The 12226-nt window shown below is 73.6% G+C and carries 14 protein-coding genes; 2 read left to right on the top strand and 12 right to left on the bottom strand.

Annotation, left to right across the window (positions count from 1 at the left end; all coding sequences use genetic code 11):
• From GA0115242_RS37240 to hisI, 4 genes are all read right to left on the bottom strand, one after another.
• Positions 1–496: dihydroxyacetone kinase subunit DhaK (locus GA0115242_RS37240; protein WP_141721903.1), on the bottom strand; the 496-nt coding region annotated here is incomplete at its 3' end.
• Positions 497–1200: 704 nt separating this feature from the next.
• On the bottom strand, positions 1201–1842 hold the full coding sequence (locus GA0115242_RS37235; protein WP_176729987.1) for a TIGR02234 family membrane protein: 642 nt from the start codon (positions 1840–1842) through the stop codon (positions 1201–1203).
• Positions 1843–1893: 51 nt separating this feature from the next.
• A complete protein-coding gene (locus tag GA0115242_RS37230) occupies positions 1894–3372 on the bottom strand; it encodes an anthranilate synthase component I (protein WP_093836080.1) in 1479 nt (492 codons plus the stop codon).
• Between the two features lie 11 nt (positions 3373–3383).
• Entirely contained in the window at positions 3384–3785 is a 402-nt protein-coding gene (gene hisI, locus GA0115242_RS37225) for a phosphoribosyl-AMP cyclohydrolase (protein WP_093836079.1), read from the bottom strand.
• Positions 3786–3858: 73 nt separating this feature from the next.
• Here hisI and GA0115242_RS37220 point away from each other — a divergent pair, with 73 nt between their 5' ends.
• The gene (locus tag GA0115242_RS37220) at positions 3859–4494 is read left to right on the top strand and encodes a TIGR03085 family metal-binding protein (protein ID WP_093836078.1); all 636 of its coding nucleotides are present in this window, start codon (positions 3859–3861) and stop codon (positions 4492–4494) included.
• A 19-nt stretch (positions 4495–4513) separates the two neighbouring features.
• Here GA0115242_RS37220 and hisF read toward each other — a convergent pair whose 3' ends face one another.
• Genes hisF through hisD form a run of 8 tightly spaced genes read right to left on the bottom strand, consistent with a single transcriptional unit; the run spans position 4514 to position 10230 of the window.
• A complete protein-coding gene (hisF, locus tag GA0115242_RS37215) occupies positions 4514–5269 on the bottom strand; it encodes an imidazole glycerol phosphate synthase subunit HisF (protein ID WP_093836077.1) in 756 nt (251 codons plus the stop codon).
• Entirely contained in the window at positions 5266–5670 is a 405-nt protein-coding gene (locus GA0115242_RS37210) for a RidA family protein (protein ID WP_093836076.1), read from the bottom strand. The genes hisF and GA0115242_RS37210 overlap by 4 nt, the downstream gene beginning before the upstream one ends.
• A complete protein-coding gene (priA, locus tag GA0115242_RS37205; RefSeq protein WP_093836082.1) occupies positions 5667–6392 on the bottom strand; it encodes a bifunctional 1-(5-phosphoribosyl)-5-((5-phosphoribosylamino)methylideneamino)imidazole-4-carboxamide isomerase/phosphoribosylanthranilate isomerase PriA in 726 nt (241 codons plus the stop codon). The genes GA0115242_RS37210 and priA overlap by 4 nt, the downstream gene beginning before the upstream one ends.
• A 2-nt stretch (positions 6393–6394) precedes the next feature.
• Positions 6395–7042, bottom strand: coding sequence for an imidazole glycerol phosphate synthase subunit HisH (gene hisH, locus GA0115242_RS37200; RefSeq protein ID WP_093836075.1), 648 nt, complete (start codon positions 7040–7042; stop codon positions 6395–6397).
• Positions 7033–7197, bottom strand: coding sequence for a hypothetical protein (locus GA0115242_RS41095; RefSeq protein ID WP_176729986.1), 165 nt, complete (start codon positions 7195–7197; stop codon positions 7033–7035). Before GA0115242_RS41095 ends, hisH begins: the two co-directional genes overlap by 10 nt.
• A gap of 2 nt (positions 7198–7199) precedes the next feature.
• The gene (gene hisB, locus GA0115242_RS37195; protein WP_093836074.1) at positions 7200–7793 is read right to left on the bottom strand and encodes an imidazoleglycerol-phosphate dehydratase HisB; all 594 of its coding nucleotides are present in this window, start codon (positions 7791–7793) and stop codon (positions 7200–7202) included.
• Positions 7790–8908, bottom strand: coding sequence for a histidinol-phosphate transaminase (locus GA0115242_RS37190; protein ID WP_093836073.1), 1119 nt, complete (start codon positions 8906–8908; stop codon positions 7790–7792). The genes hisB and GA0115242_RS37190 overlap by 4 nt, the downstream gene beginning before the upstream one ends.
• Complete coding sequence (gene hisD, locus GA0115242_RS37185; RefSeq protein WP_093836072.1) at positions 8905–10230, bottom strand: histidinol dehydrogenase; 1326 nt, start codon at positions 10228–10230, stop codon at positions 8905–8907. Before hisD ends, GA0115242_RS37190 begins: the two co-directional genes overlap by 4 nt.
• A gap of 181 nt (positions 10231–10411) precedes the next feature.
• On the opposite strand from hisD, the gene GA0115242_RS37180 reads away from it, so the two are divergent.
• Positions 10412–11989 carry an oxidoreductase gene (locus tag GA0115242_RS37180; RefSeq protein ID WP_093836071.1) on the top strand — a complete coding sequence of 526 codons (1578 nt, stop codon included), beginning with the start codon at positions 10412–10414 and terminating at the stop codon, positions 11987–11989.
• Positions 11990–12226 lie beyond the last annotated feature (237 nt).

Raw genomic sequence — 12226 nt, 5'->3', positions numbered from 1 at the left:
CCGCCGCCCCGCAGATCTTCTCGACGGCGAGCACGGCGGCCGTGCCGCGCCGTCCGGGGCCGTCGGCGTCGCCGCGGTCGGTGGCGAGGTCGTCGTCGACGAGCACGACCTCGGTCAGGACCGCCTCGTCCTCGGCCAGCTCCCCGGCGATCCGGAAGTTGAGCACGTCGCCGGTGTAGTTCTTCACGATCTGCACCACGCCGCGGCCGGAGTCGGCGGCGACCGTGCCCGCCTGGACCTGGAGCGCGGTCGGGCTGGCGAACAGGGCGCCGGGCACCGCCACGTCGAGCATGCCGGTGCCGACGAACCCGGCGTGCAGCGGTTCGTGGCCCGAGCCCCCGCCGGAGACCAGGCCGACCTTGTCGCGGGCGGGCCTGGCCCGGGTGACGAGACCGGCCACCGGGTCGTGCGCGATGAGGTGCGGATGGGTGAGGGCCAGCCCTTCGAGGGCGTGCAGGGTGGCCTGGTCGGGGCGGTTGACGATCTGCCGGCGCATGGTGCGGTGCTCCTTCGCTCGGGTCCTGGACGGCCGCACGCCGACACCCGACGTACGGGCGGTGCGCACTGCGCGGACAACTGGCTCGCGGACGGTCGCGCCCCGCTCGGCGGCGGGGTCACCTGTCACCGGACACGAGGGTCCCGGCCGCCGTGTCCGGGGAGCACCGGACGCCCGGAACGCTCCCCGGCGACCGGCCGCCCTCGTCATGCCCGTCGATCACGGGCAGATCTTTAACCGCATCGCCGACCCGGAAACCCCCCGGCGTCTTTCACCACCTGGCGCGGGCAGGGCGCCGCCGGGTCCGCGGCGACGCCCTGCCAGGTCAGGCGGACGGCGCCCGCCGTGACCGGGGGTCGGGCGACTCACCCCGGTCTTGACACGGGGCCTTGCCGAGCGCTAGGGCTCTCTTGAGCCTCCCACCTGCACCGCGGCACCCGCAGCCGCTCCCGCCGCACCGGGAACAGGCCCGCGAAAGCCCTCACCCTTACCCACATGGAGCAGTCGCCCGGACCTCGCGGAGGCACCCTGGGGGGTGTCTGACCGATCGCGTGGTCGCCCGGAGGGCGGCCCCGCGGGGTCGGGTGCGTGCTGTCGCCGTGCCGGGCGCAGGCCCTCGTACCGGGCCGTACCCGGGACTGCGCCCGGTGCGGCGGAAGTGCGTGCAGGGCGCCGCGCGGCAGCCGGGAACGGCCGGACACGCCCTAGGCGCCGGTGGGGTCCTCGCCCCGGTCGAGGGCCTTCCAGATGTCCTCGGGGCGGTCCGGGTCCGTGCGGACGGGGGCGCGGCGCGGGCGGGGGGTGCCGTCGCGTTCGTAGCGGCCGGACATCGCGGGCCAGCGACGGCCGTAGCGCAGCGCGAGCAGCCCGGCCAGCAGCAGCAGCGCGCCGCCGACGGCCGCGGCGTACGGCCACAGGGTGTGGGACAGGGCGTGCACGGTGGCCGAGGTGTCGCCCGCGGCCTGCGCGGCCTGCTCGTCGAGCGCGGTCGAGTCCGAGGCGCCGAGCAGGGCGGCGACGACGGTCCCGGCGCCGGAGAGCGCCAGCAGCCCGGCGACCAGGAGGCGCCCGGTGCGGCGGACGGCGAAGACGGCGACGAGCGCGGCGAGTCCGACCACGGCAAGGGCGGCGGGGACGCCGGTGACGTCGCTGCCCTTCGCGGTGAGCGGGAAGTCGCCGCCCGCGACCGTCGCGATGCCCTGCGACCAGCGTTGCCGGGTGGACAGCAGGGCCACGGCCGCGCCCAGGGCGCCGCTCAGCAGGGCCAGCGCGAGGCTGCGGCGGCCGGCCCGGTCGGGTCCCGCGGCCTCGGAACGGGGGTGAGGAACAGCAGTCACGTGCTCCACTATCGCCTGAACCCCGGGCGAACGGGCACCCGGGGCTCCGTGATCCATGCCCTATCCACCGAGCCGGTTGGCCGTGTGGACGGCGCGCAGCACCGCGGCGGCCTTGTTGCGGCACTCCTGGTCCTCGGCCGCGGGGTCGGAGTCGGCGACGATCCCGGCGCCCGCCTGGACGTAGGCGGTGCCGCCGCGCAGCAGGGCGGTGCGGATGGCGATGGCGGTGTCGGAGTCGCCCGCGAAGTCGAGGTAGCCGACGCAGCCGCCGTACAACCCGCGCCGGGACGGCTCCAGTTCGTCGATGATCTGCAGGGCGCGGGGCTTGGGCGCGCCGGAGAGGGTGCCGGCCGGGAAGCACGCGGTCAGCACGTCGAAGGCGGTGCGCCCGGCGGCGACGCGGCCGGTGACGGTGGAGACGATGTGCATGACGTGCGAGTACCGCTCGACGGACATGAAGTCGACGACCTCGACGGAGCCGGGCTCGCAGACCCGTCCGAGGTCGTTGCGCCCGAGGTCGACGAGCATGAGGTGCTCGGCGCGCTCCTTGGGGTCGGCGAGCAGTTCGTCGGCGAGCGCCTGGTCCTCCTGCGGGGTGGCCCCGCGGTGCCGGGTCCCGGCGATGGGGTGGACCATGGCGCGGCCGTCCTCGACCTTGACGAGGGCCTCGGGGGACGAGCCGACGACGTCGAAGCCGTCGAAGCGGAACAGGTACATGTACGGGGACGGGTTGGTGGTCCGCAGCACCCGGTAGACGTCCAGCGCGCTCGCCGTGCAGGGGGTCTCGAAGCGCTGCGAGGGGACGACCTGGAAGGCCTCGCCCGCCCGGATGCGCTCCTTGACGTCCTCGACGGCGGCCATGAAGTCGGGGCCGCCCCAGCGCGCGGTGTACTCGGGCAGTTCGGAGGGCGGCAGCGCGGCGGGCGGCTGCGGCACCGCGCGGCCGAGGTCGGCCTCCATCGCGTCGAGGCGGGCGACGGCGTCCGCGTACGCCTCGTCGACGCCGGTGTCGAGGTCGTTGTGGTTGATCGCGTTGGCGATCAGCAGGACCGAGCCCTCCCAGTGGTCCATCACGGCGAGGTCGCTGGTCAGGAGCATGGTCAGCTCGGGCAGCTTCAGGTCGTCGCGCTCGCCGGGGCCGATCTTCTCCAGGCGGCGCACGATGTCGTAGCCGAGGTAGCCGACCATGCCGCCGGTGAAGGGCGGCAGGTCCTCCAGGTGGGGGGTGTGCAGGGTCTCGATGGTGGCGCGCAGCGCGGCGAGCGGGTCGCCGTCGACGGGGACGCCGACCGGCGGGGTGCCGAGCCAGTGGGCGGCGCCGTCGCGCGCGGTGAGGGTGGCGGCCGAGCGGACGCCGACGAAGGAGTACCGGGACCAGGAGCGGCCGTTCTCCGCGGACTCCAGCAGGAAGGTGCCGGAGCGCTCGGCGGCGAGCTTGCGGTAGAGCGCGACCGGGGTGTCGCCGTCGGCGAGGAGCTTGCGGGTGACCGGGACGACGCGCCGGTCGGCGGCGAGCTTGCGGAAGGTGTCGAGGTCCATGGCGGCTGACCCTACTGATCCGCGCCGGGCGCGCCGGAATCGGCGTCCGCCAGCAGCACGTCGGCGTCGAAGCAGGTGCGGTCCCCGGTGTGGCAGGCGGCACCGACCTGGTCGACCTTGACGAGGAGGGTGTCCGCGTCGCAGTCGAGGGCGACCGACTTCACCCGTTGGACGTGCCCCGAGGTGTCGCCCTTGACCCAGTAGGAGCGGCGGCTGCGGGACCAGTAGGTGCAGCGGCCGGTGGTGAGGGTGCGGTGCAGCGCCTCGTCGTCCATCCAGCCGAGCATCAGCACCTCCCCGGTGTCGTACTGCTGGGCGATGGCGGGGACGAGCCCGTCGGGGCTGCGCTTGAGGCGCGCGGCGATCTCCGGGTCGAGGCCGCTGGGCTGGGGCGTGCTGGTCATGGGTGCCATTGTGCCGCGCGGCACTGACAGCGGTGCCGCCGTCCACTGGGCGGACCGTCGCCGCGGTCGTAGGCTGGGGCCCATGTCGACCTTCGCCAAGCGTGAACGGCTCCTTCTCGCCGACCTCTTGGAAACCGCGGGCCCGGACGCCCCGACCCTCTGCGAGGGCTGGCTGACCCGGGACCTCGCCGCGCACGTGGTGGTGCGCGAGCGGCGGCCCGACGCGGCCGGCGGGATCCTGATCAAGCAGCTCGCCGCCCGCCTGGACCGGGTGACGGCGGAGTTCCTGCAGAAGCCGTACGAGGAGCTGCTCCAGCTCATCCGCAGCGGTCCGCCGCGTTTCTCGCCGTTCTCCCTCAAGCAGGTCGAGGAGATGTCGAACACGGTGGAGTTCTACGTGCACACCGAGGACGTGCGGCGGGCGCGGCCCGGCTGGGTGCCGCGCGAGCTGGACGGGGTGTTCCAGGACGCGCTGTGGTCGCGGCTCGAACGGTCCGCGCGGCTGATGGGGCGGGGCGCCCCGACGGGCCTGGTGCTGCGCCGCCCGGACGGGCAGACGGTGGTGGCGCACCGGGGCACCCCGGTGGTGACGGTGACGGGCGCGCCGTCGGAGCTGCTGCTGTTCTCCTACGGGCGGCAGGCCGTCGCGGACGTGGCGGTGGAGGGCGACCAGGACGCGGTCGCGAAGCTGCGCGAGAGCAGGCAGCTGGGGCTCTGAGCGGAGCCCCGGCGCCGGTTCAGCGGACCGGGTTGCCCGCCTCCCTGAGTGCCTGCTTCACCTCGCCGATCCGGAGGTCGCCGAAGTGGAAGACGGACGCGGCGAGCACCGCGTCCGCCCCGGCGGCGATCGCGGGCGGGAAGTCGGTCAGCCGGCCGGCCCCGCCCGAGGCGATCACCGGGACGTTCACCTGGGCGCGGACGGCCGCGATCATCTCCAGGTCGTAGCCGTCCTTGGTGCCGTCGGCGTCCATCGAGTTGAGGAGGATCTCCCCGGCGCCCAGCTCCGCGGCCCGGTGCGCCCACTCGACGGCGTCGATGCCGGTGCCGGTGCGGCCGCCGTGGGTGGTCACCTCGAAGGTGCCGGACGGGGTGCGGCGGGCGTCCACGGAGAGGACCAGGACCTGGCGGCCGAACCGCTCGGCGATCTCGCGGATGAGGTCGGGCCGTGCGATGGCCGCCGTGTTGACGCCGACCTTGTCGGCGCCCGCCCGCAGCAGCTTGTCGACGTCCTCGGCGGTGCGGACCCCGCCGCCCACGGTGAGCGGGATGAAGACCTGCTCGGCGGTGCGGCGCACCACGTCGTAGGTCGTCTCGCGGTTGCCCGAGGACGCGGTGATGTCCAGGAACGTCAGCTCGTCGGCGCCTTCGGCGTCGTACACCTTGGCCATCTCGACGGGGTCGCCCGCGTCGCGCAGGTTCTGGAAGTTGACGCCCTTGACGACCCGCCCGGCGTCCACGTCCAGGCAGGGGATGACTCGGACCGCCAGGGTCATGAATCCACGGCTCCTCTGTATGCCTCTAGCTCTACTTCGACCAGGATGCGCGGGTCGACGAACCCGTCGACGACCAGCAGCGTCGAGACCGGGCGCACCGCGTCGAAGATCTCCTTGTGGGCCCGCCCCACCGCCTCCACGTCCCGCGGGTGGGTGAGGAACATGCGGGTGCGCAGCACCGCGTCGGCGCCGAGCCCGAACGCGCCGAGGGCCTCGATCGCGGTGCCGAAGGCCGCTCTGGCCTGTTCGTAGGGGTCGCCCTCCCCGTGCAGGACCGTGCCCGTGAAGGACGTCGTGCCGCCCACCAGGACCCGGTCCCCCGCCGCGACGGCGCGCGCGCTGCCGAAGCTCTCTTCCCAGGGACTTCCGCTCTGCACCCGCCGTACGGCTTCGGACGTCATGACGACACAGCCTCCAGGGCCTCTTCCAGGGTGAACGCCTTCGCGTACAGGGCCTTCCCGACGATGGAGCCCTCGACACCGAGGGGTACCAGCTCGGCGATGGCGCGGAGGTCGTCGAGGGACGACACGCCGCCGGAGGCCACGACCGGCCGGTCGGTGGCGGCGCAGACGTTGCGCAGCAGCTCCAGGTTGGGGCCCTGGAGGGTGCCGTCCTTGGCGATGTCGGTGACGACGTACCGGGCGCAGCCCTCGGAGTCGAGGCGCTTGAGCGTCTCGTAGAGGTCGCCGCCGTCGCGGGTCCAGCCGCGGCCGCGCAGGGTGGTGCCGCGGACGTCGAGGCCGACGGCGATCTGCTCGCCGTGCCGGGCGATGACCTGGGCGACCCACTCGGGGGTCTCCAGCGCGGCGGTGCCGAGGTTGACGCGGGTGCAGCCGGTGGCGAGGGCGGCGGCGAGGGTGTCGTCGTCGCGGATGCCGCCGGACAGCTCCACCTTGATGTCCATGGCGCCGGTGACCTCGGCGATCAGCGCGCGGTTGTCGCCGGTGCCGAACGCGGCGTCCAGGTCGACGAGGTGCAGCCATTCGGCGCCGGCCCGCTGCCAGGCGAGGGCGGCCTCCAGCGGGGAGCCGTAGGAGGTCTCGGTGCCGGACTCGCCGTGCACGAGCCGGACGGCCTGGCCGTCGCGGACGTCGACGGCGGGCAGGAGTTCGAGCTTGGTCACCATCAGAGCGTTCCGATCCAGTTGTTCAGCAGCTGGGCTCCGGCGTCGCCGGACTTCTCGGGGTGGAACTGGGTGGCCCACAGGGCGCCGTTCTCGACGGCGGCCACGAACGGTCCGCCGTGGGTGGACCAGGCGACCTTGGGGGCGCGCAGGGCGGGGTTGTGCTCCTCCAGCGACCAGTCCTGGACGGCGTAGGAGTGCACGAAGTAGTAGCGGGCGTCGGCGTCGAGCCCGGCGAACAGCTCGGAGCCGTCCGGCGCGGTGACGGTGTTCCAGCCCATGTGCGGGACGATGTCGGCCTTGAGCGGTTCGACCGAGCCGGGCCACTCGTCGAGGCCCTCGCTCTCCACGCCGTGCTCGATGCCGCGCGCGAAGAGGATCTGCATGCCGACGCAGATGCCCAGCACGGGGCGTCCGCCGGAGAGCCTGCGGCCGACGATCCAGTCGCCGCGGGCCTCCTTGAGGCCGCGCATGCAGGCGGCGAAGGCGCCGACGCCGGGCACCAGCAGGCCGTCCGCGTTCATGGCGCGGTCGAAGTCACGCGTTATCTCGACGTCGGCGCCCGCGCGGGCCAGGGCGCGTTCGGCGGAGCGGACGTTGCCGAAGCCGTAGTCGAAGACGACGACCTTCCGTGCGGGGCTCAATTCCACACCTCCAGGCGCAGCACCCCGGCGAACAGGCACATGGCGGCGGCGACGGAGAGCAGCACGATGAGGCTCCTGGGCATCTGCTGCTTGACGAAGGAGATGATCCCGCCGACCAGGAAGAGGCCGACGACGATCAGGATGGTGGAGAGACCGGTCATGGCTAGAGGGCACCCTTCGTGGAGGGCAGGATGCCGGCCGCGCGCGGGTCCCGCTCGGAGGCGTAGCGCAGGGCGCGGGCGAGTGCCTTGAACTGGCACTCCACGATGTGGTGGGCGTTGCGGCCGTAGGGCACGTGCACGTGCAGCGCGATCTGCGCCTGGGCCACGAAGGACTCCAGGATGTGCCGGGTCATGGTGGTGTCGTACTCGCCGATCATCGGCGCCATCTTCTCGGGCTCGGTGTGCACGAGGTAGGGGCGGCCGGAGAGGTCGACGGTGACCTGGGCGAGGGACTCGTCCAGCGGGACCGTGCAGTTGCCGAAGCGGTAGATGCCGACCTTGTCGCCGAGGGCCTGCTTGAAGGCGGCGCCGAGGGCGAGGGCGGTGTCCTCGATGGTGTGGTGCGAGTCGATGTGCAGGTCGCCCTCGGTCTTCACGGTGAGGTCGAAGAGGCCGTGGCGGCCGAGCTGGTCGAGCATGTGGTCGTAGAAGCCGACGCCGGTGGCGACGTCGACCTTGCCGCTGCCGTCGAGGTCGATCTCGACGAGGACGGACGTCTCCTTGGTGACCCGCTCCACGCGTCCTGTGCGGTTCATGCGCTCTGCTCCTTCTTCAGTTCACGGGCCGCGTCGAGGAACGCGTCGTTCTCCTCGGGGGTCCCGGCGCTGACCCGCAGCCACCCGGGGATGCCGTTGTCCCGGACCAGGACGCCCCGGTCGAGGATGCGCTGCCAGGCGGCGTGCGAGCCGCCGGGTCCCTCGAACCGTCCGAACTGGACGAAGTTCGCGTCGGACTCGACGACCTCGTAGCCGGTGGCGCGCAGTTCGGCGACGAGCCGGTCACGCTCGGACTTCAGCTGCTCGACGTAGCCGAGCAGGGTGTCGGTGTGCTCCAGGGCCGCGAGCGCGGTCGCCTGGGTGACGGCCGACAGGTGGTAGGGCAGCCGCACCAGCTGCACGGCGTCGACGACGGCCGGGTGCGCGGCGAGGTAGCCGAGGCGCAGCCCGGCGGCGCCGAACGCCTTGGACATGGTGCGCGAGACGACCAAATGCGGCCGTCCCTCCAGGAGCGGCAGCAGCGAGTCGCCGTGGCTGAACTCGACGTACGCCTCGTCGACGACGACCATCGTCGGCTTGACGGCCTGCGCGGCGTCGTGGAGGGCGAGGACGGTCTCGCGGGGGACCGCGTTGCCGGTGGGGTTGTTGGGGGTGGTGATGAAGACGACGTCCGGGCGGTGCTCGGCGAGGGCGTCCTCGGCGGCCCGGAGGTCGATGGTGAAGTCCGGGCGGCGGGGACCGGAGATCCAGCCGGTGCCGGTGCCGCGCGCGATGAGGGCGTGCATCGAGTAGGAGGGCTCGAAGCCGAGGGCGGTGCGGCCGGGTCCGCCGAAGGTCTGCAGCAGTTGCTGGAGCACCTCGTTGGAGCCGTTGGCGGCCCAGACCCCGGCCCGGGACACCGCGTACCCGGTGGTGTCGGTCAGGTAGGCGGCGAGCCGGGTGCGCAGCTCGACGGCGTCCCGGTCGGGGTAGCGGTTGAGGTGCTTCGCGGCCTCGCGGACCCGCTCCGCGATGCGGTCGACGAGCGCGTCGGGCAGCGGGTAGGGGTTCTCGTTGGTGTTCAGCCGTACGGGCACGTCCAACTGGGGCGCTCCGTAGGGGGACTTGCCGCGCAGCTCGTCCCGTACGGGGAGATCGTCGATTCCGGGGTTCACTTGCTCGTCGGTACCTTCCAGCCGAACCGTGCCTTGATCGCCGCGCCGTGCGCGGGCAGGTCCTCCGCCTCCGCGAGGGTGACCACGTGGTGGGCGACGTCGGCCAGCGCCTCCCGCGTGTAGTCGACGATGTGGACGCCGCGCAGGAAGGACTGGACGGAGAGGCCCGAGGAGTGGCAGGCGCAGCCCCCGGTGGGCAGGACGTGGTTGGATCCGGCCGCGTAGTCGCCGAGGGAGACGGGCGCCCAGGGGCCGACGAAGACCGCGCCGGCGTTCTTGACCCGGTCGGCGACGGCGGCGGCGTCGGCGGTCTGGATCTCCAGGTGCTCGGCGCCGTAGGCGTCGACGACGCGCAGGCCCTCGTCGATGCCGTCGACCAGGACGATCGCGGACTGGCGGCCCGCGAGGGCGGGGACGATCCGGTCGTCGACGTGCTTGGTGGCGGCGACCTGCGGCTCCAGCTCGGCGGCGACGGCGTCGGCCAGCTCGGCGGAGTCGGTGACCAGGACCGCGGCGGCCAGCGGGTCGTGCTCGGCCTGGCTGATCAGGTCGGCGGCGACGTGCACGGGGTCGGCGGTGCGGTCGGCGAGGACGGCGATCTCGGTGGGTCCTGCCTCGGCGTCGATGCCGATCCGGCCGGTGAAGTACCGCTTGGCGGCGGCGACCCAGATGTTGCCGGGCCCGGTGACCATGGCGGCGGCCGGGCAGGACTCGGTGCCGTAGGCGAACATGGCGACGGCGGTGGCGCCCCCGGCCGCGTACACCTCGTCGACGCCGAGCAGGGCGCAGGCGGCGAGGATCGTCGGGTGCGGGAGGCCGCCGAACTCGGCCTGCGGCGGGGAGGCGAGCGCGATGGACGCGACCCCGGCCTCCTGGGCGGGCACGGCGTTCATGACGACCGAGGACGGGTAGACCGAACGGCCGCCGGGCGCGTACAGGCCGACCCGCTCGACGGGCACCCACTTCTCGGTGACCGTGCCGCCGGGGACCACCTGGGTGGTGCGGGTGGCGCGGCGCTGGGCGCGGTGGACGAGGCGGGCGCGGCGGACGGACTCCTCCAGGGCCGCGCGGACGGCGGGGTCCAGCTCGGCGAGGGCCTTCTCCAGCGCTTCGGCGGGCACCCGCACCCGGTCGATGCGGACGCCGTCGAACCGTTCGGCGAAGTCGATCAGCGCCGCGTCTCCCCGATGATGCACGGCCTCGCAGATCGGGCGCACCTTCTCCAGGGCGGCCGAGACGTCGAAGTCGGCTCGGGGCAGCAGGTCGCGCAGGGCGGGGCCCTCGGGAAGGGCGTCGCCGCGCAGATCGATTCGGGAGATCACGGGGACAATTCTCGCAGACCGCGGCCGGCCGCCGTGCGCGCGTATCAATGGCTGATACAGAACCCTCGGGGAGGCGCGGGGGAACCCGGAAGATCGGCTTCACGTCCTGTGTTCAGGGTGTCACCATCGGGGCACGCGAACATATGTACGATTCCATGGGGACGAGAGGGACGGGAGAGCCGTGACCGAGGGCGCCGGTATCCGGGCCGGAGATCTGCCCGACGACCTGACCGCGGCCGAGGCGGGCATGTGGCAGGCGTTCCGCAACGGCAGCGTGTACGACCTGAGCGACGGCGACCCGGTCGTCGACGACCCGCACGGCGGCCACCCCTGGGGGCCCGAGCGGTCGGTGCGGGCGCGGATCGTCTGCTGGCTGCTGCTGGACGGACCGCCCGCCCTCGCGGGCCGGGTCTCGGCGCTGAAGCTGCGCGGGGTGCGGATCACCGGCGTCCTGGACCTCGCGGGCGGCACCGTCGGCCCCTACCTGGAGCTGCGCGGCTGCCGGTTCGACCGGGACGTGCTGCTGCCCGAGGCCCGCTTCACCACCGCGCGGCTGGTGAACTGCTCGGTGCCGCGCCTGGAGGCGGCCCGGGTGCACACCGAGGGCGATCTGCACCTGCCCCGCTGCCGCTTCCACAACGGCGTCCGGCTCACCGACGCGCACATCGGCACCGACCTCATGCTCAACGAGGCGATCGTCTACCGCGACCGCAGCGGCCGCTCCATCGCCGCCGACGGCCTGACCGTCGGCCAGGACCTCCAGGCCGAGCTGCTGGAGTCGCACGGCGAGCTGAGCCTGCGCAGCGCCACCGTGGGCGTCTCGCTGAGCCTGCGCGGCGCCCGCCTGGCCAACCCCTACGGCAGGCTCGCCCTGAACGCGCCCCAGCTCACCGTGGAGCGCACCCTCTACCTGACCCCGGCGGGCCTCGGCAACCGCTCGCTGAGCGGCACCACACCCGCGCGCGGCACCCGCATCCAGCGCTTCGAGTGCGAGGGCGGCGTCCGCCTCGACGACGGCCGGTTCGGGGACGCCGTCGACCTCCAGCGGGCCCGCTTCGCCTTCACCGACGAGCAGGAGCTGTCGCTGCGCCGGGTGCAGGCGCCCGAGCTGCGCTTCCTCGGCGAGCGCCCGCAGCGCGGGAAGGTGGTGCTCTCCGGCGCCCGGGTGGTCACCCTGATCGACCGGGCGAGCGCCTGGCCGGGCCCAGGCAACCTGCACATGGGCGGCTTCTCCTACGAGAACCTGGTGCCGCAGGGCCCGTTCCCGCTGGTGGAGCGGCTGGCCTGGGTGGCGGCCGCGACCGCCGAGTACAACCCGGAGCCGTACGAGCGGCTGGCGGCGGTGCTGCGGGCGGGCGGCGAGGACGAGGACGCCCGCGAGGTGCTCCTCGCCAAGCAGCGAAGACGCCGCGAGAGCCTCCCGCTCGCCGCCAAGCTCTGGGGGTACGCGCAGGACGGCGCGGTGGCCTACGGGTACCGGCCGGGGCGGGCCGCGGTCTGGATGGCGGTGCTGTGGGCGGCGGGCTCGCTGGCGTTCGCGCACGCGAGCCGCCCCCCGGCCCCCAAGGGCGAGGACCCGGCCTGGAACCCGGCGCTGTACGCCCTCGACCTGCTGCTGCCGGTGATCGACCTGGGGCAGGTCGGCCTGTGGCAGCCGCACGGCGGCTGGCAGTGGCTGTCGGCCGCGCTGATCCTGCTGGGCTGGGTGCTGGCGACGACGGTGGCGGCCGGCGCGACCCGCCTGCTGCGCCGGAACTGACCGGTCCGCACGGGGAAACCCCGCAATCGGAGTGATCGATTCCGCACACTTTACCTTTCCTTGACCGGAGGACGTACAACTTTCCATGAGTTGACCGTTCCGGCTGGCGCGGAATCGATCCGCGGACTTTCAATGGTCGACACCATGGCTCTGCTGCCCCCGTTCAGCCGCGCGGCCCGCGCCCCCAGGACCGCCCCGCGCCGCGCCGTCGCCCCGCCCGCCGGAACGGCCCGCCCG

Origin of the sequence: Streptomyces sp. SolWspMP-5a-2, from assembly GCF_900091845.1 — a bacterium.
Classification (GTDB): Bacteria; Actinomycetota; Actinomycetes; order Streptomycetales; family Streptomycetaceae; genus Streptomyces; species Streptomyces doudnae.
The sequence above is the reverse complement of the archived record's forward strand: the minus strand, read 5'-3'. Positions and strand labels throughout refer to the sequence as shown.